The 22,613-nt window shown below is 66.5% G+C and carries 19 protein-coding genes and 1 riboswitch; of the genes, 13 read left to right on the top strand and 6 right to left on the bottom strand.

Annotated features, from left to right (window positions below):
- Window positions 1–24 precede the first annotated feature (24 nt).
- Window positions 25–969: an alpha/beta hydrolase gene (locus A6W98_RS17345; RefSeq protein WP_042463732.1), complete on the bottom strand. Its 945-nt coding sequence runs from the start codon at window positions 967–969 to the stop codon at window positions 25–27.
- Window positions 970–1,086: 117 nt separating this feature from the next.
- Window positions 1,087–1,165, top strand: a riboswitch (SAM riboswitch).
- Window positions 1,166–1,212: 47 nt separating this feature from the next.
- Here A6W98_RS17345 and metZ point away from each other — a divergent pair.
- The 3 genes from metZ to A6W98_RS17330 all read left to right on the top strand — a co-directional run bounded on the left by metZ (window position 1,213) and on the right by A6W98_RS17330 (window position 5,116).
- Entirely contained in the window at window positions 1,213–2,382 is a 1,170-nt protein-coding gene (gene metZ / locus A6W98_RS17340; RefSeq protein ID WP_042463729.1) for an O-succinylhomoserine sulfhydrylase, read from the top strand.
- Between the two features lie 139 nt (window positions 2,383–2,521).
- Complete coding sequence (gene folE2, locus A6W98_RS17335; protein WP_042463725.1) at window positions 2,522–3,625, top strand: GTP cyclohydrolase FolE2; 1,104 nt, start codon at window positions 2,522–2,524, stop codon at window positions 3,623–3,625.
- Window positions 3,626–3,667: 42 nt separating this feature from the next.
- Entirely contained in the window at window positions 3,668–5,116 is a 1,449-nt protein-coding gene (locus tag A6W98_RS17330; RefSeq protein WP_042463722.1) for a TrkH family potassium uptake protein, read from the top strand.
- 39 nt (window positions 5,117–5,155) lie between these two features.
- On the opposite strand, the gene A6W98_RS17325 is transcribed toward A6W98_RS17330, so the two are convergent.
- On the bottom strand, window positions 5,156–6,901 hold the full coding sequence (locus A6W98_RS17325) for a serine protease (protein ID WP_155734836.1): 1,746 nt from the start codon (window positions 6,899–6,901) through the stop codon (window positions 5,156–5,158).
- A 181-nt stretch (window positions 6,902–7,082) separates the two neighbouring features.
- On the opposite strand from A6W98_RS17325, the gene A6W98_RS17320 reads away from it, so the two are divergent.
- The 8 genes from A6W98_RS17320 (at window position 7,083) to A6W98_RS21540 (ending at window position 17,568) form a co-directional block, all read left to right on the top strand.
- The gene (locus tag A6W98_RS17320) at window positions 7,083–8,027 is read left to right on the top strand and encodes a glycine--tRNA ligase subunit alpha (protein ID WP_042463716.1); all 945 of its coding nucleotides are present in this window, start codon (window positions 7,083–7,085) and stop codon (window positions 8,025–8,027) included.
- Between the two features lie 9 nt (window positions 8,028–8,036).
- Window positions 8,037–10,283, top strand: a complete 2,247-nt coding sequence (gene glyS, locus A6W98_RS17315) for a glycine--tRNA ligase subunit beta (protein WP_042463714.1) — start codon at window positions 8,037–8,039, stop codon at window positions 10,281–10,283.
- Between the two features lie 74 nt (window positions 10,284–10,357).
- Window positions 10,358–12,919, top strand: coding sequence for a putative PEP-binding protein (locus A6W98_RS17310; RefSeq protein WP_042463712.1), 2,562 nt, complete (start codon window positions 10,358–10,360; stop codon window positions 12,917–12,919).
- A gap of 258 nt (window positions 12,920–13,177) precedes the next feature.
- The gene (locus A6W98_RS17305) at window positions 13,178–13,777 is read left to right on the top strand and encodes a cell wall hydrolase (RefSeq protein ID WP_042465345.1); all 600 of its coding nucleotides are present in this window, start codon (window positions 13,178–13,180) and stop codon (window positions 13,775–13,777) included.
- 85 nt (window positions 13,778–13,862) lie between these two features.
- Window positions 13,863–14,813, top strand: a complete 951-nt coding sequence (locus A6W98_RS17300) for a dihydroneopterin aldolase (RefSeq protein WP_042465342.1) — start codon at window positions 13,863–13,865, stop codon at window positions 14,811–14,813.
- Between the two features lie 39 nt (window positions 14,814–14,852).
- The gene (folP, locus tag A6W98_RS17295) at window positions 14,853–15,872 is read left to right on the top strand and encodes a dihydropteroate synthase (RefSeq protein ID WP_042463709.1); all 1,020 of its coding nucleotides are present in this window, start codon (window positions 14,853–14,855) and stop codon (window positions 15,870–15,872) included.
- Window positions 15,865–17,208, top strand: coding sequence for a phosphoglucosamine mutase (gene glmM / locus A6W98_RS17290; protein WP_042463706.1), 1,344 nt, complete (start codon window positions 15,865–15,867; stop codon window positions 17,206–17,208). Before folP ends, glmM begins: the two co-directional genes overlap by 8 nt.
- A gap of 183 nt (window positions 17,209–17,391) precedes the next feature.
- The gene (locus A6W98_RS21540) at window positions 17,392–17,568 is read left to right on the top strand and encodes a hypothetical protein (protein ID WP_168161837.1); all 177 of its coding nucleotides are present in this window, start codon (window positions 17,392–17,394) and stop codon (window positions 17,566–17,568) included.
- 51 nt (window positions 17,569–17,619) lie between these two features.
- Here the strand turns inward: A6W98_RS21540 and A6W98_RS17285 are convergent, their stop codons facing one another.
- Together A6W98_RS17285 and ilvC are read right to left on the bottom strand one after the other, a co-directional pair.
- A complete protein-coding gene (locus A6W98_RS17285; protein ID WP_042463703.1) occupies window positions 17,620–18,798 on the bottom strand; it encodes an OpgC family protein in 1,179 nt (392 codons plus the stop codon).
- A 139-nt stretch (window positions 18,799–18,937) separates the two neighbouring features.
- Window positions 18,938–19,960, bottom strand: a complete 1,023-nt coding sequence (ilvC, locus tag A6W98_RS17280) for a ketol-acid reductoisomerase (protein ID WP_042463700.1) — start codon at window positions 19,958–19,960, stop codon at window positions 18,938–18,940.
- Window positions 19,961–20,086: 126 nt separating this feature from the next.
- Between ilvC and A6W98_RS17275 the strand changes: the two genes are divergently transcribed.
- On the top strand, window positions 20,087–20,551 hold the full coding sequence (locus A6W98_RS17275; RefSeq protein ID WP_042463698.1) for an Lrp/AsnC family transcriptional regulator: 465 nt from the start codon (window positions 20,087–20,089) through the stop codon (window positions 20,549–20,551).
- Window positions 20,548–21,006 (top strand): Lrp/AsnC family transcriptional regulator, encoded by a 459-nt coding sequence (locus tag A6W98_RS17270; RefSeq protein ID WP_042463695.1) that lies wholly within the window; start codon window positions 20,548–20,550, stop codon window positions 21,004–21,006. The genes A6W98_RS17275 and A6W98_RS17270 overlap by 4 nt, the downstream gene beginning before the upstream one ends.
- A gap of 48 nt (window positions 21,007–21,054) precedes the next feature.
- On the opposite strand, the gene A6W98_RS17265 is transcribed toward A6W98_RS17270, so the two are convergent.
- Window positions 21,055–22,257, bottom strand: a complete 1,203-nt coding sequence (locus A6W98_RS17265) for a UbiH/UbiF family hydroxylase (protein WP_042463692.1) — start codon at window positions 22,255–22,257, stop codon at window positions 21,055–21,057.
- 58 nt (window positions 22,258–22,315) lie between these two features.
- A complete protein-coding gene (locus A6W98_RS17260) occupies window positions 22,316–22,573 on the bottom strand; it encodes a hypothetical protein (RefSeq protein WP_042463688.1) in 258 nt (85 codons plus the stop codon).
- Window positions 22,574–22,613: the final 40 nt, after the last annotated feature.

Below are 22,613 nucleotides of genomic sequence, written 5' to 3'. Positions count from 1 at the left end.
TTGTCTCCCTTGCCGTGTCGCGGCTCAGGATGGGGCGTTTCCGGCGAAGGGCAAGGGCAGCTCGACGCGGGGCAGCCCAAGAAGGCGTGACCAGCGCGCGGCTTGCGCCTCGGGCAGGCGGGCGCGGAGCAGATCGTAGGGCAGCTCGCCCCGGATCAGTGCCGCGTAAAGCCCGAGCATGCCCGGCCGTGCATAGGGGCTCCAGTGGCAGATCCGCCGCTCGGGCGGCGCGACCGGATGGCCGAGCCGGGCCAGCGCCGCCAGCGTGTCCGCGTCGTCGATCCTGAGATCGGTCCAGTTCGCCTCGGTGCGGCCGAGCCCTCGGCCGAGCGTCGGCCCGCCGCCCCGCCGCGCCACGAAGCGTTCAAGCAGCCAGTCGTAAAGGTCGTTCTCGCCGCTGGTGACATTCAGGACCCGCGCCTGCCGCCCCGCGGCCGAACAAAGCGCGGGGCGCGCTGCCGAGGCGAATTCGGCCGGCGCCATCAGCACCGCATGGCCGACAGCGGCCTCGCCAAGGGCGCCCATCGCCGACAGCGCGACCCGCGCGCCGAGCGAATGCGCCAGAAGATCGACCTGCCGTCCGGGCGCGCGGGCACGCACAGCCTCGATCAGCCGCGCCAGCGCCAGACCCGCCCGCGGCGCCTCGTCATAGGCCCGCCAGACATTGCGGCCCGCTTCCCAGCCGAAGGCGATGCAGAGCCCCTCGGCCCGGCCCTGCCCGGTAAACCCCAGCGCCCTCGGCCAGGATACGGCCTTCCAGCAGCGATCCTCGGGCTCGAGCGCAAGGATGTGCCGGTGCGGGCTTTGCGCCGGATCGCTGAGACTGAACTTGAGGCCGTGGATGAGAACCGCGATGGGTGCGCGGGGGGCAAGCCCCTCCAGCGCGCGGTCGAGCAGGGGGCCTAATCGTACCTCCCCGCCTTGCGGTTCGGGCCGTTCTCCGGCGGCGTTGACCTGGATCAGGGGCATCCCGACCGCTCCGAAAGTTCCGTGCGGCCAACCGATACGAAAGCTCTGAAACAGCCCCGTGAAGCCGCGGTTACAGCTGCATGACGACGCTTGACGACCCGCCGGGGAGGGCATACCCAATATTCTCGTGGCGATTTGTTCACCGGATTGCGGGCCACGTTAAACAAGCCGCTAAAGAGGTCGGAGCTTGCCCCCGGCGTCTGTGACGGTGGGGTTTTTTTTGTTTTGCGCAGGAGGCGCGCCATGGAACGGGACTGGACGAAACGCACGCGGGCGGTTCATGAAGGGGCACGCCGCAGCCAGTATGCAGAGCTGTCCGAGGCGCTCTTCCTGACCCAGGGTTTCGACTATCCCAGCGCCGAAGCCGCCGAGGCGCGATTCGAGAAGGCCGAGCGCGACGAGTTCATCTATGCCCGCTACGGCAACCCGACGGTCGCGATCTTCGAGGACCGGCTGGCGATGATCGAGGGGGCGGAGGATGCCTTCGCCTGCGCCTCGGGCATGGCGGCGGTCAATGGCGCGCTGATGGCGCTTTTGAAGGCGGGCGACCGGGTGGTCGCGGCGCGGGCGCTGTTCGGGTCCTGCATCTACATCCTCGAGGAGGTCCTCGGCCGTTTCGGCGTCGAGGTGGTGCTGGTCGACGGCACCGATCTCGAGGCTTGGCGTCGCGCGGTCATGCCCGGGACCGCCGCGGTCTTCTTCGAGATGGTCTCGAACCCGGTGCTCGAGGTGATCGACCTGCCCGCCGTGGCCGAGATCGCGCATGCCGCCGGCGCCAAGGTGATCGTCGACAACGTCTTCGCGACGCCGGTCTTCTCGCGCGCCTTCGAGCAGGGCGCCGATCTGGTGGTCTATTCCGCGACCAAGCATATCGACGGGCAGGGGCGCTGTCTCGGCGGTGCGATCCTCGGGCCGCGCGAGGTGATCCGCGGGCCGGTGCAGACCTACATGAAGCATTCCGGCGGCGCGATCAGTCCGTTCAATGCCTGGATCATGCTCAAGGGGCTGGAAACGCTCGATCTGAGGGTCCGCGCCCAGGCCGCCGGGGCGCGGCTGATCGCCGAAGCGCTGGAAAACGACCCGCGCTTTGCCCGGGTGATCTATCCGGGGCTTGCCAGCCATCCGGGGCATGCGCTTTTCCCCGAGGGCGGCACGCTTCTTGCGCTCGATCTCGCGGGCGGCAAGGAGGCCGCCTTCCGGCTTCTGAACGGGCTCGACATCTGGCGTCTCTCGAACAATCTCGGCGATGCGAAAAGCATCGTCACCCATCCGGCGACCACGACGCATCAAAGCCTGAGCGACGAGACCAGGGCGGCACTCGGTATCGGGCCCGGCCTGTTGCGACTGAGCGTCGGGCTGGAAGATCCGGCCGATCTGCTGGCGGATCTGCGCGCGGCGCTGGATCGGATCTGAGCGCGACGAGCCCGGCCGGACGCGCCATCCACAGGACCGATCCGCAGAAACGGTCGTGAAATCTGGATCATCGTCATGGACTTTCCACGCTTTGCGCCCATTTTGGAGGCATGGCGAGGTCGAGTAAGGGGACAACCCGATGAATGTTTTCAACCGCGACATCGACCGCGAACCGACCCGCGCCGAGGCCGAGCGTGCCCTGGCGCTGTTGCGGGACTGGGCAGGAGCTGCCTCCGACGGCGAGATCGAGACCCTCGATCCGGCCCTGTCGGCGCTTTGCCCGGGGCGCGCGGTGTCCGATTATCCGACCCTCAGCCGGACCTATCCGGACGGGTTCGAGGCGGATGACGCCTACAAGGCGAGCCTGCCCGACCTGCAGAACGGCCCGGCCAGCCTGATCCGCGGCGCGCGCCGTCAGATCCAGCATGTCGGGATTTCCAACTTCCGTCTGCCGATCCGGTTCCATACCCGCGAAAATGGCGACCTGACGCTGGAAACCTCGGTGACCGGCACCGTCAGCCTGGAGGCCGAGAAGAAGGGCATCAACATGTCGCGCATCATGCGCAGCTTCTATGCCCATGCCGAACGGACCTTCAGCTTTCAGGTGATCGAGGCCGCGCTGGCCAGCTACAAGGCCGATCTCGACAGCTTCGACGCCCGGATCATGATGTGCTTCTCCTTCCCGATGAAGATGCGGTCGCTGCGGTCCGGACTTGACGGATTCCAATATTACGACTTCGCGCTGGAATTGGTGGAAACCGCCGGTGTGCCCCTCAAGATCATGCATCTCGACTATGTCTACAGCTCGACCTGCCCCTGTTCGCTTGAACTTTCCGAACATGCGCGGCGCGAGCGCGGTCAATTGGCCACGCCGCATTCGCAGCGCTCGGTGGCACGGATCTCGGTCGCGCTCGAACCGGGCGGCGACTGTCTCTGGTTCGAGGACCTGATCGATCTTTGCCGCAAGGCGGTGCCGACCGAGACCCAGGTGATGGTCAAGCGCGAGGATGAACAGGCCTTCGCCGAGCTCAACGCGGCCAATCCGATCTTTGTCGAGGACGCCGCCCGGCTCTTTGCCGAGGCGCTGCTGACCGATCCGCGGATCGGCGATTTCCGGGTGATCGCCAGCCATCAGGAGAGCCTGCACAGCCATGATGCCGTCAGCGTCCTGACCGAAGGCGCGACCTTCGCGGCCGACAGTCTCGACCCCAAGCTGTTCTCGACGCTGGTCCACGGCCGCTGAGGCTGCTTGACAGGTCGAGGCCCTGCGGCCAAGCCTGCGCCCATGCTCGACCTGCGTCCAGTTGGATATGTGATCGGCCTGCTTGTGGCCGTGCTCGGCGCCACCATGCTGTTTCCGATGGCGCTCGACCTTTGGGACGGCAACCCGAACTGGAGCGCGTTTCTTGAATCGGCGCTTCTGACCGGTCTGACCGGGGGGCTGGTGGCGTTGTCCTGTGCCAGCGGGTCGGATGGCGGGCTGTCGATCCGGCAGACCTTCCTGCTGACCTCGGCGGTATGGCTCGCGCTGCCGCTTTTCGCGGGCATCCCCTTCGTGCTGGGCCTGCCCGAGGCACGCCCGGTCGACGCCTTCTTCGAGGCGATGTCGGGGCTGACCACGACCGGCGCCACCGTCTTTACCGGGCTCGACACGCTGCCGCGCGGCACGCTGCTATGGCGCTCGATGCTGCAATGGTTCGGCGGCATCGGCATCATTGTGGTTGCGATGGTGTTCCTGCCCGAACTCAAGGTCGGCGGCATGCAGATCTTCCGCTCGGAGGCGTTCGAGACCAGTGGCAAGGTGCTGCCCCGCGCGGTCGAGATCGCGGCGCAGATCTCGGGGATCTACCTGTTTCTGACGGTGGCCTGCATGCTGTGCTTCGTCGTTGTCGGGATGCCGCTCTTCGACGCGCTGAACCACGCCCTGACCACGATGTCGACCGGCGGCTTCTCGACCCATGACGCCTCGTTTTCGCTGTATCAGGGCGTGCCCGAATATGTGGCCTCGGTGTTCATGGTCCTCGCGAGCCTGCCTTTCGTGCGCTATGTGCAGCTGCTGGCGGGACAGGCGCGGCCGATCCTGCGCGACAGTCAGATCTGGACCTATCTCGGCGTGATCGCCGCCTTCGTGCTGATCATCGCGGCGTTCCGGGTGATCGCCAATGGCGACCATTACGAACATGCCTTCCGCGAGGGGGTGTTCAATGTCACCTCGATCATCTCGGGCACGGGCTTTTCCAGTACCGATTATCAGCTCTGGGGCGCGCTGCCGGTGATCCTGTTCTTCTTCATCGGGCTGATCGGAGGCTGTGCGGGGTCGACCGCCTGTTCGATCAAGATCTTCCGCTATCAGCTTCTGTTTTCGGCGATCAGGGTCCAGATCAAGTCGATCCATGCGCCGCACGGGATGTTCCAGCCGCGCTATGACGGGCGGCGGGTCGATGAGGATGTCCTGTCCTCGGTGATGTCTTTCTTCGTCTATTTCGTGGTGGCGCTTGGGGTCGTCTCGGTGCTGCTGGGGGCGACCGGGCTCGATGCGACGACGGCGCTGTCGGGGGCGGCCACGACGCTTGGCAATATCGGGCCGGGGCTTGGCGACAAGATCGGGCCTTCGGGCAATTTCGCGGGGCTGAACGACATCGCCAAATGGATCCTGTCGATGGCGATGTTTGTCGGCCGGCTGGAATTGCTGGTGGTGTTCGCGATCTTCACCGTGCAGTTCTGGCGGGCCTGAGGGGCGGGGCGGACCGAAATCCGCCGCCGCCCGCAAGCGTCAGTTCCAGCAGGAGACCGGAACGGTCATGTCGGCCGCACGGCGCGACAGCTCGGCAGGCGGCAGGGCGCCGGTTGCCGAGGATGTCCGGGGCTCGATCCCGTTGGCCGTGAGGAACGCGCCGACCGCCGAGGCATCGGCCGCATAGCGCACCTGCTCGGGCAATTGCCGGGCGCCGCCGGAGGCGGCAAGCAGCATGCCGAGGACCGCGCCCGAGGCGTCGAGCACCGGGCCGCCGGTATCGCCGGGCAGCGCGTCGAGTTCGAGGCGCTCGACATTTTCTTCGCCCGACAGCCCCTTGAGATCGGCCAGCACGCCATAGGTCAGCACCGGAAGATCCAGCACCTCGCCATAGGAAAAGCCCGCGACGGCGATATCGCTGCGAAGCCGCGGTACGCCCGGCGCGAATTCGGCGAAGCCGATCGGCGCCAGGGTCCGGCCGGGCCGGAGCAGCGCCAGCCCCTGAGCGGCATCGGTTGCGGCCAGCGTCACCTCGAGTTCGGGGCCGATGGTGATGCGGCGGCAGGAGTCGAGGCCGTTGGTCGTTGTCAGAACCGCACCTTCGGGATCAACGAAGAAGCCCGAATGGGTTGCATCGGGCTTGCGCACCTCCAGCCCCGACAGCATGTCGGCGCGTTGTTCGGCGGTGGCCTCGCCCAGCGTCTCGTCAAGCGACACATTGGGAACCGAGTCGAGGCTGTCCTTCATCATCGCCACCGCGCGCTGCATCAGCTTGGGGTCCGCGGACGGGGTCCAGATCAGCGAGAAACCCTTGACCATGCCGCCGGTCAGCTGGGCATAGGTGTGGGATTGCAGCCGGTCGTTCTTCCCGATCAGCGTGAAGCTTCGGGACGAACGCTCGCGCGGGCCTTCCAGCGGCACGATTTCCAGCGTCTGCATGATGTCGTAAAGGCCGAAAAGCGTCGACTGGTCGCCGCGCTCGCTGATCAGCAGCGCCGTGACCCCGCTATCGCCGCGGCTGGCGTAATGCACGAAGGGCGGTTCGTAACGATCGAACCTGACGAGGCCCATCGGCATCTCGATGCGGATGCCGGCCTCGGGCTCGTCGACAGGGGTCATGCCCAGTCGCGCGATCTGCGCCCTGTAGCCGTCGACCAGCTCGGCCCGCTGCCGCGAGGTCAGCACGCCGGTCGGCTCGTAGCCCTGCGCCGATTGCCAGTCGGCCATGGCACGGCGGGTGCCCGGGCCGAAGGCGGCGTCGATGGTCGAGCTGTAGACACCTTCCCATTTCAGCGCGGTCTGGATCTCCATCCGGGCCTGCCTGTCGAGCCGGGACTCGGACCGGCGGGCCTCGAGCGGGGTCTCGTCGGGCAGGGCGACGGGCGCGGCGGCGGCCGGAGCTGCCGTTGCCGGGTCGGGCTGGGTCGGGGGCGCGGTCACCGTTTCGGAGGCCGGGTCCTGCATCCGGGCGCCGGCCGGCCAGACGCGACGTTCATAACTCGCGCCATCGGCGATGAAGGTGTCTGCGGGCACAAGCCCGGCGGCCTTGTAGCGGGCAAGCTCGGCTTCGGCCACGGGGGGGGAATAGGGGCCGACGGCAATGGAATACCAGCCGGAATTCAGTCGGTAGGCGCCCACGTCCTTGAGGGTGGCCGCATAGGCGCGGGCACGCTCTTCGGTCTCGCGCAGCGTCGGATGGGCCTCGACCTGCACCCAGGCGCGGTCCTGCGCGGCGGCAGGCATCGCCGCCAGCAGCACGAAGGCGATCGTTGCTAGAAATCTCATCAGTCTTGTAAACCTTGTCGTCCAGTCGGTTTTCGCCGGTGCGGCGAATCTGTCGCGACCCTAGCAGGAACGTCGTTTATTGCACGTCAACAAGTCCGTTTCGTGTCGGGTTGATTGACCCTGTTGCATCGCTTGCATATTGAGACCCGGTCATCCACCGGGACAGGGGATTCAAGGCGTCATGAGCGACGGCAAACCGCGCAGTTTCCAGGAGATCATTCTCAGGCTTCAGACCTACTGGGCGTCCAAGGGCTGTGCGATCCTGCAGCCTTACGACATGGAAGTGGGCGCTGGCACCTTCCATCCGGCGACCACGCTGCGCTCGCTCGGAACCCGGCCCTGGGCCGCGGCCTATGTCCAGCCGTCGCGGCGGCCGACCGACGGGCGCTATGGCGAGAACCCCAACCGGATGCAGCATTATTACCAGTATCAGGTGCTGATCAAACCCAGCCCGCCCGATCTGCAGGAGCTTTATCTGGGCTCGCTGGCCGCCATCGGCATCGACTTCGACTATCACGATATCCGCTTTGTCGAGGATGACTGGGAAAGCCCGACGCTGGGCGCCTGGGGGCTGGGCTGGGAGGTCTGGTGCGACGGCATGGAAGTCAGCCAGTTCACCTATTTCCAGCAGGTCGGCGGCCATGACTGCCACCCGGTCTCGGGGGAGCTGACCTATGGGCTGGAACGGCTGGCGATGTATGTGCTGGGCATCGACCATGTGATGGACATGCCCTTCAACGACCCCGATGCGCCGATCGCGCTGAAATATGGCGACGTGTTCCGGCAGACAGAGGAAGAATACAGCCGCTGGAACTTCGACGTGGCCGACACCGACAAGCTTCTGCATTTCTTCGAGGCCGCCGAGGCCGAATGCGCCCGTATCCTCGATCAGCCGGCCGAGGATCCGCGCAGCGGCAAGCGCATCATCATGGTGCACCCGGCCTATGACCAATGCATCAAGGCCAGCCATTTCTTCAACCTGCTGGACGCGCGTGGCGTGATCTCCGTCACCGAGCGGCAGGCCTATATCGGGCGGGTGCGGGCGCTGGCCAAGCGCTGCGCCGATGCCTTCGTCGAAACGAAAGCCGGCGGCTGGACGGGCGATGCGCCCGAGGCCGCGAATTAGGGACGCCCCATGCCCGACCTTCTGATCGAACTCTTTTCCGAGGAAATTCCGGCGCGGATGCAGGCCGGGGCGCGCGAGGCGCTGCGCCAGCGAGTGACCGACGGGCTGGTCGAGGCCGGGCTGACCTATGGTCATGCCCGGGCCTATTCCACGCCGCGCCGTCTGGTTCTGGCCGTCGAGGGGCTTTCGCCCCGCAGCCCCGACCTGAAGGAAGAGCGCAAGGGCCCCCGTGTCGATGCGCCCGAAAAGGCGCTGGAGGGGTTCCTGCGCTCGACCGGGCTGACCAAGGACCGGCTTGAGGCGCGCGACGACAAGAAGGGCCGGGTCTGGGTCGCGGTGATCGACAAGCCCGGCCGCGAGGCCGCCGCCATCGTGGCCGAGGTGCTTGAGGCGACGATCCGCAATTTCCCCTGGCCCAAGTCGATGCGCTGGGGCGCGGGCAGCCTGCGCTGGGTGCGGCCGCTGCATTCGATCCTGTGCCTGCTGACGACCGAGGCCGGGGCAGAGGTCGTCCCGCTCGACATCGACGGCATCCGCGCGGGCGACACCACCCGCGGCCACCGCTTCATGGCGCCCGAGCCGTTCCGGGTGACGGGCTTCGAGGATTACGCGGTCAGGCTCAAGCGCGCCAGGGTGATGCTCGATCAGGACGAACGCGCCGATCAGATCTGGCATGACGCCACCAATGCGGCCTTCGCCCAGGGCCTTGAGGTGGTCGAGGACAAGGGCCTTCTGACCGAGGTCGCGGGGCTGGTGGAATGGCCCGTGGTGCTGATGGGCGCCATCGGCGAGGCCTTTCTGGACCTGCCGCCCGAGGTGCTTCAGACCTCGATGAAGGAGCATCAGAAGTTCTTCTCGGTCAGAGATCCGAAGACGGGGCGGATTGTTCGATTTGTGACAGTTGCTAACCGGGAAACCGCCGATAACGGCGAAACCATCCTCAAGGGCAACGGAAAAGTGCTATCCGCGCGCCTGTCGGACGCGGCCTTCTTCTGGGGCAACGATCTTGCCGTGGCGAAGACCGGCATGGAGGACTGGCGCGAGGCCCTGACCCATGTGACCTTCCAGAGCGCGCTTGGGAGCCAGGCCGACAAGATCGGGCGAGTGGCGGCTCTGGCCCGCGAGATCGCGCCGAAGGTCGGTGCCGATCCCGATCTGACGGAACAGGCGGCCAAGGTAGCCAAGCTCGATCTCGCCTCGCAGATGGTCTATGAATTCCCAGAGCTTCAGGGCCTGATGGGCCGCTATTACGCGGCGGCCGCGGGCCTGCCCGCCGAGGTCGCCGAGGCCTGCGCGCTGCATTACAAGCCGCTTGGCCCTTCCGACGAGGTCCCGACCGCGCCGGTGTCGGTCGCCGTGGCGCTGGCCGACAAGATCGACACGCTGACCGGCTTCTGGGCCATCGACGAGAAACCCACCGGGTCCAAGGACCCCTTTGCGCTTCGCCGTGCGGCGCTGGGGGTGATCCGGCTGGTGCTGGTGAATCGAATTCGCGGCAATCTATCCGAAATGATGTTTCGAGCACTTGGGCCAAACGTGGGTCATGTACTCGCATCACGGCAATATGAGGGGCTGCACGAAGCATTCGCGGTTCTTGGGGGAAAAGTACAAGATGAGAAGCTTCTGATTGAATTTGCCGACCAAGTTGACAAGGCGATCTGGAGCCAAGCCAGGCTGGATAGCCCACCGTCTGAAGATCGTCCTGATGTTAGGCTGGGTTTTGAACTGACCGAAGACCTCCTCTCCTTCTTCCACGACCGCCTCAAGGTCCACCTGCGCGCCGAGGGCATCCGGCATGACGTGATCGACGCCTGTCTGGCCATGCCCGGCAATGACGACCTGACGCTGCTGGTCCGGCGGGCCGAGGCACTGCAGGCGGTGATCGGCACCGAGGATGGCGAAAACCTGGTGCAGGGCTTCAAGCGGGCCAACAACATCCTCAGCCAGGCCGAGGAAAAGGACGGGGTCGAATACTCCTTCGGGGCCGACCGGAAATTCTCCGACGACCCGGCCGAGCAGGCGCTTTTCGATGCGCTCGACGCGGCCGAGGCGGCCATCGGCCCGGCGATGGAGGCCGAGGATTTCGCGAAAGCCATGGCCGCCATGGCCGCGCTTCGGGCGCCGATCGACGCCTTCTTCGAGGCGGTGCAGGTCAATTCCGACAATGAGATCATCCGTCGCAACCGGCTCAATCTGCTGCATCGCATCCGCGCGACCTGCGGCAGCGTGGCCGATCTGACCCGGATCGACGGCTGAGCGCCGCATCGTGACGCTTTGCTTGTCAGTTCCCGCCATCGGCGTATGCTGCAGCAGGGGGGAAGGATGCTGCGGTGCGGAAACTCACGGATATCGTTGACTTTACCGAGATAACGCCGGACGCGGCCATTGCCGCGGACCGCCATGGCGGGCGGGCCAAGTGCCTGCAGCGCCTGGTGCGCATCGACCTGCCGGTGCCGCGCACCGTCGCGCTGTCCTTCGAGGCCGTGCACCGGATCGCCCTGGGCCAGATGCCCGATGCCGAGGCGCTGCTGGCGGTGTTCGGCGCCGCGCCGCTGGTCTCGGTCCGGCCGAGCTCGGCGGATCCGGACTGGGGCGGTCCGGCCTCGATCCTCAATATCGGCATGAATGACGCGCGTCATGCCGCCTTGTGCAAGACCCATGGCGCGGCCGCGGCCAACGCGCTGTATCTGCGCTTCATCCAGGCCTATGCGATCCATGTCGCGCGGCTCGACCCCGACCTGTTCGAGTCCGAGGACTATTCGGCCGAGGCGGTGGCGGCGGCGCTTGCCGCCTATGCCGAAGAGACCGAAGAGCCCTTCCCGCAGGACCCGGTGCGGCAGTTGCTGGAGGTTCTGCGCTCGATGGCGCGGGCCTGGGAAGGCACCACGGCGCGGCTTCTGCGTCAGGCCAAGGGGGCGCCGGCCGAGGCCGGGCTGGGGCTTGTGGTGCAGCAGATGGCGCTGGGCCTCGGCCCCGAGGAAAGCGGCTCGGGCGTGATCCAGTTCGTCGACGGGGTCACCGGACAGCGGCGCATCACCGGGCGGTATCTGGGCCAGAGCCAGGGCCGCGACGCGGTCAGCCGCCAGAAACAGGCGCTTTTCCTGACCCGCGATCCGCGCGGCCCGGCGCTCGAGGATCGCTGTCCCGAGCTTTTTGCCCGGCTCAAGCGGTATGGCGACACCTGCCGGATCAACCTTTGCGAAGAGATGCAGATCGAGTTCACCATCGAGGCCGGGCGGCTCTGGGTGCTGGATGCGGTGCGGGTTCAGCGCAGCGCCCGCAGTGCGGTGCGGATCGCGGTGATGCTGGCAGATGAGGGGATCATCGCCCGCGAGGACGCGCTGGCCCGGATCGAGCCGCGCGCGGTCAGTGAGCTTCTGCACAGCCAGGTCGATCCGACCGGGCGGCGGCAGGTGATCGCGCAGGGCATTGCCGCGAGCCCGGGCGCCGCCGTGGGGCGGCTCGTCTTCGGCTCGGCCGCAGCGCAGGCCAGTGCCGCGCGCGGCGAGCCCTGCATTCTGGTGCGTCGCGAAACCACGCCCGAGGATATTCGCGGCATGCATGTGGCGGCGGGCGTGATGACCGAACGCGGCGGCATGACCAGCCATGCCGCCGTGATCGCGCGCGGGCTGGGTGTGCCTTGCGTCGTCGGCGTCTCGGACATGCGGCTGAACCGCCGCGACGGCGTTCTGATCACCGCCGACGGCCGCAAGCTGCATGAGGGCGATATCGTCACGCTTGACGGCACCAACGGGCAGGCGCTGCTGGGCGAGGCCAAGATGCTGCCGCCCGCGCTCGACGATGCGTTCCATGCGCTGATGGGCTGGGCCGAGGCGGCCTGCGATATCGGCATCCGGGCCAATGCCGACACCCCCGCCGATGCCGAGACCGCGCGCCGGTTCGGCGCTGACGGGATCGGGCTCTGCCGCACCGAACATATGTTTTTCGAACATGACCGGCTGACGGTCATGCATGAGATGATCTTTGCCGCCGGCCCCGAGGACCGCGGTACGGTGCTGGAACGCCTGCTGCCGATGCAGCGCGGCGATTTCATCCGGCTTTTCGAGATCATGCAGGGGCTTCCGGTCTGCATCAGGCTGTTCGACCCGCCGCTGCACGAGTTTCTGCCGCAGTCGCGCGAGGGCATCCGCGAACTGGCCGAGGCGCTTGGCCTGCCGGTGTCCGACGTGACCCGCCGGATTCAGGCCTTGTCCGAATTCAACCCGATGCTGGGGATGCGCGGGGTCCGGCTCGGGATCGCCGTGCCCGAGATCTACGACATGCAGGCCCGGGCCATCTTCGAGGCCACGATCGAGGCCAGCCGCAAGGGCTGGCCGATCGTGCCCGAGATCATGATCCCGCTGGTCTCGGCGATGCGCGAGGTCGAGCTGGTGAAGACCCGGATCGACTCGCTTGCCGCCGCGGTCCGGACCGAGCGCGGGGCGGATTTCGCCTATCGGCTGGGGGTGATGGTCGAGACGCCCAGGGCCGCGCTTCGCGCCGGCGATATCGCCCAGCATGCCGCATTCCTCAGCTTCGGCACCAATGACCTCACGCAGATGACCTATGGGCTTTCGCGCGACGATGCCGGGCGGTTCATGGGGTCCTATGTCAAGCAGGGGGTCTTTGCCGAAGACCCGTTCCATGTGCTCGATACCGAGGGCGTGGGCGAGCTTCTGAGCATCGGCGCCGATCGCGGCCGGCTGGCCCGGCCCGAGATCGTGCTGTCGATCTGCGGCGAACATGGCGGCAATGCAGATTCGATTGCCTTCTGCCGCGAGGCCGGATTCGACTATGTTTCCTGCTCTCCCTTCCGGGTGCCCGTTGCGCGACTTGCCGCCGCACAGCTGGCGCTGGGTGCCGCGCTGCGCCCAAAACATGGGCGGTATTGAATCAATGGTTTGACCGCCATTTTTCACCTCATGCGCGAATAAAACTTCGCAAGCGCAAGCAATGAAAAGCTCTGCTCATGGTTGCAAAACCGGCCCCCGGATGGACATTTGAGCCCTTTGCGGGTAGAGGGCCGCCCCAGGGTCATGTGAGGGCTCTGGCCAGCTATGAGGGGCAAAATGGGTCGGGTAAGTATTCGGGTCGCAGGTATTGCGGCGGCTACGGCCCTGCTTTTGGTCGCTCCGGCGGGCCAGTCGGAGATGACGGGATCGCAGTCGAACGATCCGACGGCGGTTCTGGGCGACAATCTCGCCCGCCTTCTCGGCGCCGAGCGGGCCGGTCTGCAGCGGCTCGGCCAGCGCCGGATCAACCGCCTCAGCACCTCCCCTGCGGTCCGGGATGCCAGGCGCTACGACCCGAAATGGCTCGATGCACAGCCCGTCGCCAAGGGCGGCGAGGCCTGGACCTGCCTGTCCGAGGCGCTTTATTTCGAAGCCCGGGGCGAGACGGTGAAGGGCCAGTTCGCGGTGGCCGAAGTGATCCTGAACCGCGTCGCCTCGCCGCTTTATCCCGACAGCGTCTGCGGTGTCGTGCATCAGGGCACCGGCAAGCTGAACCGCTGTCAGTTCTCCTATACCTGCGACGGCCGCGCCGAGCATATCTCGGATCAGCGGACCTATCGGCGGATGGGCAAGATCGCGCGGATGATGCTGGACGGCGCTCCGCGGGCGCTGACCGGCGGTGCGACCCATTACCACAACCGCAGTGTCGACCCGGGATGGGCCCGGCGGTTCCCGCGTACGGCCTCGATCGGCCAGCATCTGTTCTACCGTCGGCCCGCGGCGGTCGCGGCCAACTGAGGCGCCCGCCCGTCACATCCGGCCGCCGGGCTGTCCGTTGCGCCCGTTTCCGCCCATGAGGAAATCCAGCTTGCCGGAGACCAAGATGACAGACGACATCCGCCTTGCCTTCGCCCATCCGTCGGAACGGGCCGAAGCCATGGACCCGGCCCGGCCGCTGCGCGACCGGATCTCGCTGCGCGACCTTGTCGCCGAGGTCGAGATCGGCGCCTTCCAGGCCGAGCGCGGCTCGACCCAGCGGGTGCGGTTCAATGTCGTGGTCGAGGTCCGGCCGCATCCCGCGCCGCTGGACGACGATGTCGACCGGGTGCTGTCCTATGACATGATTGCCGAGGCGATTGCGGCCGAACTGTCCTCGGAGCGGCTGAACCTGCTCGAGACCCTGGCTGAACGGGTCGCCGAGCGCATCCTGGCCGCACCGCAGGCGATGCGGGCCTATATCCGGATCGAGAAGCTCGACCGCGGGCCCGGCGCGCTGGGGGTCGAGATCGTGCGCGACCGTGCCCCCGATCTGCCGCGCCCAGTGCCCGTCGCGGCCGAGCCCGAGCCCCTTGTGGCGCCGCTCGTCGTGTTCCTGACCAATGCCGCGCTGGCCGCGCCCGAGCTGCCCGGCTGGCTCGACCGCTGGCAGGCCGGGGCGCGGCCGCTGGTGCTGTGCGTCGGCGCCTCCGAGACGCCCGCGCCGCAGGCGACGGCTCCGCTGGTCCAGCGCCGGATCGATCTGCTGGCCATCGAGCAGAATGCCTGGGTGCTGGCCGGACGCGATCCGCGCTGCGTGGTGCGCGGCAGCCGGACCGAGATCGACTGGGCGATGAAGCACGATCAGATCAGCGTCTGGGCGCCCTCGAAGATCGTGCTCGACGCGGTCGAGAGCCCGTCTGCCGATCCGCATGACGCGCTGGAACTCGCGCTCTGGTTTGCCGCCGAGCTTCATGCCGAGACGGTGCTGGTGATCGGCGAGGATGTCCCCGAGCATCCCGCGCGCGGGCTCGATCTGCGCTATGTTTCGCCCGATGCGGCCGGGACGGCGATCTGACGGGTTGCCAAGCGCCCCGGCTTGGCAGATCAACGGTCCATGACCAGCTATTATCGTCCCATCGTTCAGACCGACCCCGCCCGTCCTTCCGAGGCCCTGACACTGGCCGGAGGATGGGGCTGGTTCGCAATGGCCGAGATGCTGGAGCGGGACGAGCCGCCGCGGCTGGTTCCGGCGCGCGCGATCCCCGAGGACTGGCGCATCGCGCTGACCGCGCCGCGCCCGGCCATCGCCGGGCTGACCATGGATCGTCCGCGGCTGATGGGCATCCTCAATGTCACGCCGGACAGTTTTTCCGATGGCGGACAGCATGACCGGCCCGAGACGGCGCTGGCCCATGGCCAGGCGCTGGCCGTGGATGCGGACATTCTGGATATCGGCGGCGAATCGACCCGGCCCGGCTCGGCCGATGTGTCGGTCCCCGAGGAGATCGCCCGCACCGCGCCCGTCATTGCGGCGCTGCGTTCCGCCGGGGTCTCGCGGCCGATCTCGATCGACACCCGCAAGGCGGCGGTGGCCGAGGCCGCGCTCGCGGCCGGTGCCGACATGGTCAATGACGTGGCGGCGCTGGGCTTCGACCCGGATCTGGCGGGGGCGACGGCGCGGGCGGGGGCGGCGGTCTGCCTGATGCATGCGCAGGGCGACCCGGCCACGATGCAGGACGACCCGCATTACGATCATGTGCTGCTCGACGTCTACGACTTTCTCGTCGAGCGGGTGCGGGCGGCGCTGGCGTCCGGTATTCCGGCCTCGCGCATCGTCGTCGATCCGGGCATCGGCTTCGGCAAGACGCTGGCGCATAATCTGGCGCTGCTGCGCGGGATCAGCCTCTTTCACGGGCTCGGCTGTCCGGTGCTGCTCGGGGCGTCGCGCAAGCGCTTCATCGGCGCCATAGGCGGTGCCGAGACGGCGGCGGCGCGGGGGCCGGGCTCGGTCGCGGTGGCGCTGGCCGCGATCGCCCAGGGCGTTCAGTTCGTCCGGGTGCATGACGCCGCCGAGACCCGGCAGGCGATGCGGCTCGATGCAGCGGTAAAGGGGTTGGAGTTGGGTCATGAGTAGACAGATTTTCGGAACCGACGGCGTGCGCGGCCGCGCCAACAGCCATCCGATGACGCCTGACATGGCGTTGCGGCTGGGCCAGGCGGCGGGGCGCTATTTCCGCACCGACGGGCTGAACCGGCACCGGGTGGTGATCGGCAAGGACACGCGGCGGTCGGGCTACATGCTGGAAAACGCGCTGACCGCGGGCCTGACCTCGACCGGCATGAACGTGCTTCTGCTTGGGCCGGTGCCGACGCCTGCCGTGGGCTTTCTGACCCAGTCGATGCGGGCCGATCTCGGCATCATGATCTCGGCCAGCCACAACCCGCATGAAGACAATGGTATCAAGTTCTTCGGCCCTTCGGGCTTCAAGCTTTCGGACGAGGCCGAGGCCGAGATCGAGGCGATCCTCGAGGCCGAGATCGCGCTGTGCCAGCCGGCCAATATCGGCAGCGCCAAGCGCATCGATGACGGGCTCTGGCGCTATGGCGAATTCCTCAAGACCACCTTCCCGCGCGGGCTCCGGCTCGACGGGCTGAAGGTGGTGGTCGATTGCGCCAATGGCGCGGCCTATCGGGTGGCGCCGAGCGTGCTGTGGGAACTGGGCGCCGAGGTCGTGTCCATGGGCGCCGAGCCCAACGGCTTGAATATCAACCGGAACTGCGGCTCGACCCATACCGATATCGCGGCCGCTGCGGTGGTGGCCCATGGCGCCGATCTGGGGATCTGTCTCGACGGCGATGCCGACCGGGTGATGATCATCGACGAGACCGGGGCGGTGGCCGATGGCGATCAGGTCATGGCGCTGTTAGCCGAACGCTGGGCGGCTCAGGGGCGGCTGCGCCATGGCACGCTGGTCGCGACGGTGATGTCCAATCTCGGGCTCGAGCGGCATCTGGCCGGGCAGGGGCTGAAGCTTGAACGCACTGCCGTCGGCGACCGTTATGTGGTCGAGGCGATGCGGAAGGGCGGCTGGAACCTCGGCGGCGAACAGTCGGGCCATATCGTGATGACCGATTATTGCACCACCGGCGACGGGCTGCTGGCCGGGCTGCAGTTCCTGGCGGCGATGGTTGAGACCGGGCGTCCCGCCTCGGATCTTGCGCGCCGTTTCGAGCGGGTGCCGCAACTTCTGAAGAATGTCCGCTATGCCGCCGGGGCCGACCCGCTGGGCACGGCTTCGGTTCAGGACGCCATTGCCGCGGCCGAAAAGCGTCTGGACGGACATGGACGGCTTCTGATCCGCAAGTCCGGGACCGAGCCGTTGATCCGCGTCATGGCCGAATGTGAGGATGACGCGCAGTTGATTGAGGTCGTGGGCAGGGTCGTCGAGGCGGTCGAGCAGGTGGCCTGAGCCGCCTCGACCGGATCTTTTCGGGGCGCTCGGTTGCGCAGGGACCTGTGTCCCGGTGCCTTCGTCGGATTATCCGCTGTCATGCCCCGGCTGTGATCGTGACGGAACAGCGGCCCGGCCCTTTTCGTTGTCTTCCCGGAAGCGGGCGCATTCTTCGCGCCTGCAATCGAAAGGAGGACAACCATGGCAGCTTCGTCATTGATCGTTACCCTTGCTCTTGGAACCTTGTGCGCGGTCGTGGTCTTCTCGTGGATCAGCAAGCAGCGCACCGAACAGCGTCAGGCTGATCCGGAGGCGCCAAAAAGCACGCTTGCGGCGGATACGCCCGACACCCGGTCCGATGGCCGCGGCGCGCCCTGAGCGCGGCGCCCGGCGGCGGAGCTGGCCGCCGGGCAGGGGGGTCCTCTCGGATCAGGGCTTCGCTCGGGACAGGCGCAGCCTCTGACTTCTGTCCCGATAGCGCGCATGCAGATAGGCGGGCAGCAGAAGACATACCGGTGAGGCCAGCACCACGATTTCGCGCAGCAAACGGGGCGCCTCCGAGATGTCGGCGAACATCGCGGCATAGACCAGAAAGACGTGAAACGAGAAAACCTGCAGCGAATGCTGACCGAGAAAGACCAGCGGCCGGAACGACGCCAGCCAACGAAGGCCTCGGGCGGCCGCTTGCACGGCCGGGTTTCGATCCCCGGTCCCTGCTGCGAGCAGCCAGGTAATGATATAGAGGTCGACGATGAAGTTGATCAGCCGCAGCGCGGAGAAATGACTGCGGTTGTAGGAGAGTTCTCCGAAGAAGCTGGTTCGGGGCACCGCGTCAAACAGGCGCAGCCGGATTGCCGATATGGCGAAGGCGATTGCCGTTGTAACGCAGACCAGGAAAATCGCGCGGTATTCGGGGCTGTGCAGGATATTTAGCGACAGCTTTTCCTGGGCGATCAGCATTCCGAGGACGAGGCCGCCGACATAGAGTATCTGCCAGGCGAAGCGGTCGAAATAAAGCCCGACCGCTATATCTTGCTGCTTCAGACCGCTGGCCACGTCGATGGCCTGCAACAGGTGGGTGGGAAGGCCGGTTTGTGCGACTGTCCAAAGAGCCAAGGAGCTTACAAGAACCAGAGCATAGCGCTGTTTCTGAAGTTGTATCAGAATGATGGGCGTGGCCAGTACGAAAGTGGCATACATCGGCAGGATGCCAAGATAGCGTGGTGAATCTAGCAGCAGAAAGGCGAAGAGGCTGACCAGAAGCGGGTTTTCGCCCCAATGCGTGTCGAACGTCGAAGGCGGGCGGTAAAACGTCACAACGATCAGAGTGATCGCCGCCAGCAGAATTGCGTGATAGCCGTATATTGTCATGAGGCGACGCATCAGGCTCGATGTCATCGCAGAGCGCGATTGGCGGATCAGGCGCCTGCCGTAGACAATGCCGACGACAAGACCCGAAAGAAAAACGAACCCGTGTGCACTGTCTACCCAGCCGAAATCTTCAATCCGAAGCGCTCCGATTTTGGTGTGACACTCGGACGACATGTGGACCATGGTCATCACGATGAGGAAATAGCCCCGCAGGCCATCGAATACCGAAATTCTCATGCGCAAATTCCCGCTTTGAAAAATGGCCCGTCGAAGAGAATCGTAAAATGCGCGACGATTGTATTCCTGTTCTTGAAAAAGAAAAGGCGCCCGCTGGGGCGCCTTTTCCTGTCCGAGTGACGGCGGGTTTGCCGGTCGGTCAGTTCTTCGACTTGTCGACCATCTTGCCCGCGGTGATCCAGGGCATCATGTCGCGCAGCTTCTCGCCGACCTGTTCGATCCGGTGGGCGTCGTTGTTGCGGCGGGTTGCCTTGAAAGAGGGCTGGCCGACGGCGCATTCCTGCATCCAGTTGCGCACGAAGACGCCGGACTGGATGTCGTTCAGCACCGCCTTCATCCGCGCCTTGGTCTCGTCATAGGGCAGAACCCGCGGACCCGACACGTATTCGCCGTATTCGGCGGTGTTCGAGATCGAGTAGTTCATGTTGGCGATGCCGCCTTCATAGATCAGGTCGACGATCAGCTTCACCTCGTGCAGGCATTCGAAATAGGCCATCTCGGGGGCGTAGCCCGCCTCGACCAGGGTCTCGAAGCCCATCCGGATCAGCTCGACCAGACCGCCGCAGAGGACCGCCTGTTCGCCGAAGAGATCGGTTTCGCATTCTTCCTTGAAGCTGGTCTCGATGATGCCCGAGCGGCCGCCGCCGATGGCCGAGCAGTAGCTGAGCCCCAGTTCCAGCGCCTTGCCGGTGGCGTCATTGGCGACCGCCACGAGGCAGGGCACGCCGCCGCCCTTGACATATTCGCCGCGCACGGTGTGGCCCGGGCCTTTCGGGGCCATCATGATCACGTCGACGCCGGGTTTGGGCTCGATCAGGCCGAAATGCACGTTCAGGCCGTGCGCGAAGGCGATGGCGGCGCCTTCCTTCAGGTTGTCATGGACGTATTTCTTGTAGGTCTCGGCCTGCAGCTCGTCGGGCATGGTGAACATGATCAGGTCGCACCAGGCGGCGGCTTCGGCGATGCCCATGACCTGAAGCCCTTCGGCTTCGGCTTTCTTGGCCGAGGCCGAGCCTTCGCGCAGCGCGACGACGATGTTCTTGGCGCCCGAATCGCGCAGGTTCAGCGCATGGGCATGGCCCTGGCTGCCATAGCCCAGGATCGCCACCTTCTTGTCCTTGATCAGGTTGATGTCGCAGTCACGGTCGTAATACACGCGCATCGCGGTGCTCCTTCTTGAGGGTCGGTTGATGCGAATTTAGGCGGTTTTCGAAGGGCAGGGGTTTCATTCGTTCAATGAAACGGCCATAAATAAGAAAAATCATTCGCTACTGGTGCTCTATGTGAAATGACCATTCCTATCGACGATGCCGACCGCCGCCTGCTGCGCTATCTTCAGGCCGAGCCGTCTCTTTCGACCGCCGATCTGGCCGAGCGGGCCGGGCTGACGGCCGCGACCTGCTGGCGGCGGCTGGAAAAGCTGCGCGCGAAGGGCGTGCTGAGGGGCATCCGGGCGGTGATCGACTGGCGGGCGCTGGGCTATTCGGTCGAGGTGAGCCTGCGCTTTTCGCTCGACAAGACCGACCCGCGTGCCTTCGACGAATTCATCGCCGCGGCGCGGTTGGTGCCCGAGGTGCGCGAGATCCAGAGTTTTCTCGGACGGGTCGATGTGCGGCTGAACATCCTCGCGCGCGACATGGCGCATTATCAGGAGCTTTACCGCACCCGGATCCTGACCCTGCCGCATATCGCCGATATCGAGGCGCTGATGCATGTGGCCGATATCAAGCGCGCCGAGGCGCTGCCGCTGTGATCGAGCTGGACGAGACCGACCGTCGGATCCTGCGCGCGCTGTCCGAGGACGCGACGCAAAGCGCGGGCGCGCTGGGGCGGCGCTTCGGGCTGAGCCAGCCGGCCTGCTGGCGGCGGATCAGGCGGCTGGAGGAGGCGGGCGCCATCGCCGGGCGCCGGGTCGATCTCGATGCCGAGGCGCTGGGCTTTTCGGTCAGCGTGTTTCTGGGCGTGAAGCTTGCCACCAAGGGGCGGGTCGGGCTCGAGCAGTTCGAATGCGCGGTGACCGCGATCCCCGAGGTGCAGACGGTGCAGCATGTGCTGGGGCTGTTCGACTACCGGCTGAAGGTGGTCGCCCGCGATTTGCCCGATTTCGAGCGGGTGCTGCGGCGCCGGATCATGACCCTGCCAGGGGTCGGCAATGTCGAAGCCAATGTGATTCTCAGCGAGGAACGTTTGCCCGGGCCGCTGGGCTAGACCCGCGGACGACCCGCCCCGACGGGGCGGATCGCACCTGTCATGGCCTCAGGCGCCGGTGCCCATTCCCAGCCGCATCAGCGTCTTGCGGATCGGTTTCAGGGCGTAAAGGCTGGCGACGCCCGCCGCGCGCAGATCGCGAAGCGGTTGCGCCGATTGCATTGAGGCGCGGTTCAACAGGTCGATGCCGGTGACGCGGGCCAGAACCTCGGGGTGGCGGCGGCGGTGATAGAGATCGAGCATGGCCTCCTCGCCGATCCGGTTCGGCGCGGCGCGGCAAAGATCGAGCAGGACGCGCAGATCCGCGAGGCTCATGTTCAGACCCTGCGCGCCGATGGGGGGCATCACATGGGCGGCCTCGGCGATCAGCGCGGTCCGCTCGCCCGACATGCGATGGGCGACCTGGCTGATGATCGGCCAGACCGTGCGGCGGGTTTCCAGCCTGAGGGGGCCGTAGATCGCGCCGGACCGCGCGGTCATCTCGGCGTTGAACTCGGCCTCGGGCAGGGCGGCAAGGCGCAGCGCCTCGGGGCCGCGCTCCATCCAGACGATGGCCGAACAGGGGCGGCCGTCGCGATCGGGCAGAGGCACCAGCGTGAACGGCCCGCCCGAGCGGTGGATCTCGGTCGAGACATTGCCATGGGGCTCGGGATGGGTGACGGCGAAGGCCAGCGCCTTCTGACCATAGCGCATGGTGCGCACGCCGATCCCCAGCGCCTCGCGGACAGGCGAATTGCGGCCATCGGCGCCGATCAGCAGCCGGGCCGAGACCCTGGTGCCGTCGCTGAGATCGGCCAGCGCCGCGCTGTCCCGGGTGAGCACCGAGGCGGTGCCGGTGCCGGGGCGGAAATCGACATTCGGCAGGTCCTCGAGCCGCCGCACCATCTCGCGTCGCAACAGCCAGTTGGGCAGGTTCCAGCCGAAGGGCAGGTCCGAGACATCCCTGGCGTTGAAGTTGCGGGTGACGCGGGGCGAGGGGATCTTGCCGCCGGCATCGACGATCCGCATCACCTGCAGGTCGGTGGCAAAGGGCGCGAGCCGGTCCCAGAGCCCGGCCGTCTTCAGCACCTGAAGCGAGGGCTGCAGGAAGGCGGTGGTGCGCAGGTCGGCGCCCTCGGCGGATTCTTCGGTGACCGGGGCCGCGGGGTCGACGCAGAGGACGGAATAGCCCTCGGAGCCGAACAATGCCGCAGCGGTCAGTCCGGCGACGCCGCCGCCGGAAATCAGGATATCGGTGGAAATGCGGGTCATGTCGGTGCCTCCTGACCCTCAGATAGCCCGACGGCTGCCGGGGGCCAAGGGGCGGGGGTCAGCCGCGGCTGATCCAGATCAGCATGCCGAGGCAGACCCAGGTGGCGGCAACCGCGGGCAGGTAAAGCCCAAGCACGCCCCATTGCAGGATCGCGACGATCCAGAGGCAGCCGAACCCGCCCAGAAGATACCAGATATTGTCGGCATCGCCTTCGTTCACGTCCTTCAGGACCCAGCCGATCACCGGCAAGGTATAGACGATGCGCAGCCAGCGCGGCGTTTCGGCGACGGGCGCCTCAGACGTTTCCGAACTCATGCTCTTCTCCCTTAGCTGATCCCGATATGGGGGGTGGAGC

Source organism: Rhodovulum sulfidophilum DSM 1374 (assembly GCF_001633165.1).
Taxonomy (GTDB): domain Bacteria; phylum Pseudomonadota; class Alphaproteobacteria; order Rhodobacterales; family Rhodobacteraceae; genus Rhodovulum; species Rhodovulum sulfidophilum.
Note: the sequence above shows the minus strand (reverse complement) of the source record. Positions and strands in the feature narration are given on the sequence as shown.

Bases quoted from the DNA above. Each gene is read 5' to 3' on its own strand.
- A6W98_RS17345 (WP_042463732.1), bottom strand. From the start codon at position 969: ATGCCCCTGATCCAGGTCAACGCCGCCGGAGAACGGCCCGAACCGCAA.
- metZ (WP_042463729.1), top strand. From the start codon at position 1,213: ATGGAACGGGACTGGACGAAACGCACGCGGGCGGTTCATGAAGGGGCA.
- folE2 (WP_042463725.1), top strand. From the start codon at position 2,522: ATGAATGTTTTCAACCGCGACATCGACCGCGAACCGACCCGCGCCGAG.
- A6W98_RS17330 (WP_042463722.1), top strand. From the start codon at position 3,668: ATGCTCGACCTGCGTCCAGTTGGATATGTGATCGGCCTGCTTGTGGCC.
- A6W98_RS17325 (WP_155734836.1), bottom strand. From the start codon at position 6,901: ATGAGATTTCTAGCAACGATCGCCTTCGTGCTGCTGGCGGCGATGCCT.
- A6W98_RS17320 (WP_042463716.1), top strand. From the start codon at position 7,083: ATGAGCGACGGCAAACCGCGCAGTTTCCAGGAGATCATTCTCAGGCTT.
- glyS (WP_042463714.1), top strand. From the start codon at position 8,037: ATGCCCGACCTTCTGATCGAACTCTTTTCCGAGGAAATTCCGGCGCGG.
- A6W98_RS17305 (WP_042465345.1), top strand. From the start codon at position 13,178: ATGACGGGATCGCAGTCGAACGATCCGACGGCGGTTCTGGGCGACAAT.
- A6W98_RS17300 (WP_042465342.1), top strand. From the start codon at position 13,863: ATGACAGACGACATCCGCCTTGCCTTCGCCCATCCGTCGGAACGGGCC.
- folP (WP_042463709.1), top strand. From the start codon at position 14,853: ATGACCAGCTATTATCGTCCCATCGTTCAGACCGACCCCGCCCGTCCT.
- glmM (WP_042463706.1), top strand. From the start codon at position 15,865: ATGAGTAGACAGATTTTCGGAACCGACGGCGTGCGCGGCCGCGCCAAC.
- A6W98_RS21540 (WP_168161837.1), top strand. From the start codon at position 17,392: ATGGCAGCTTCGTCATTGATCGTTACCCTTGCTCTTGGAACCTTGTGC.
- A6W98_RS17285 (WP_042463703.1), bottom strand. From the start codon at position 18,798: ATGAGAATTTCGGTATTCGATGGCCTGCGGGGCTATTTCCTCATCGTG.
- ilvC (WP_042463700.1), bottom strand. From the start codon at position 19,960: ATGCGCGTGTATTACGACCGTGACTGCGACATCAACCTGATCAAGGAC.
- A6W98_RS17275 (WP_042463698.1), top strand. From the start codon at position 20,087: ATGACCATTCCTATCGACGATGCCGACCGCCGCCTGCTGCGCTATCTT.
- A6W98_RS17265 (WP_042463692.1), bottom strand. From the start codon at position 22,257: ATGACCCGCATTTCCACCGATATCCTGATTTCCGGCGGCGGCGTCGCC.
- A6W98_RS17260 (WP_042463688.1), bottom strand. From the start codon at position 22,573: ATGAGTTCGGAAACGTCTGAGGCGCCCGTCGCCGAAACGCCGCGCTGG.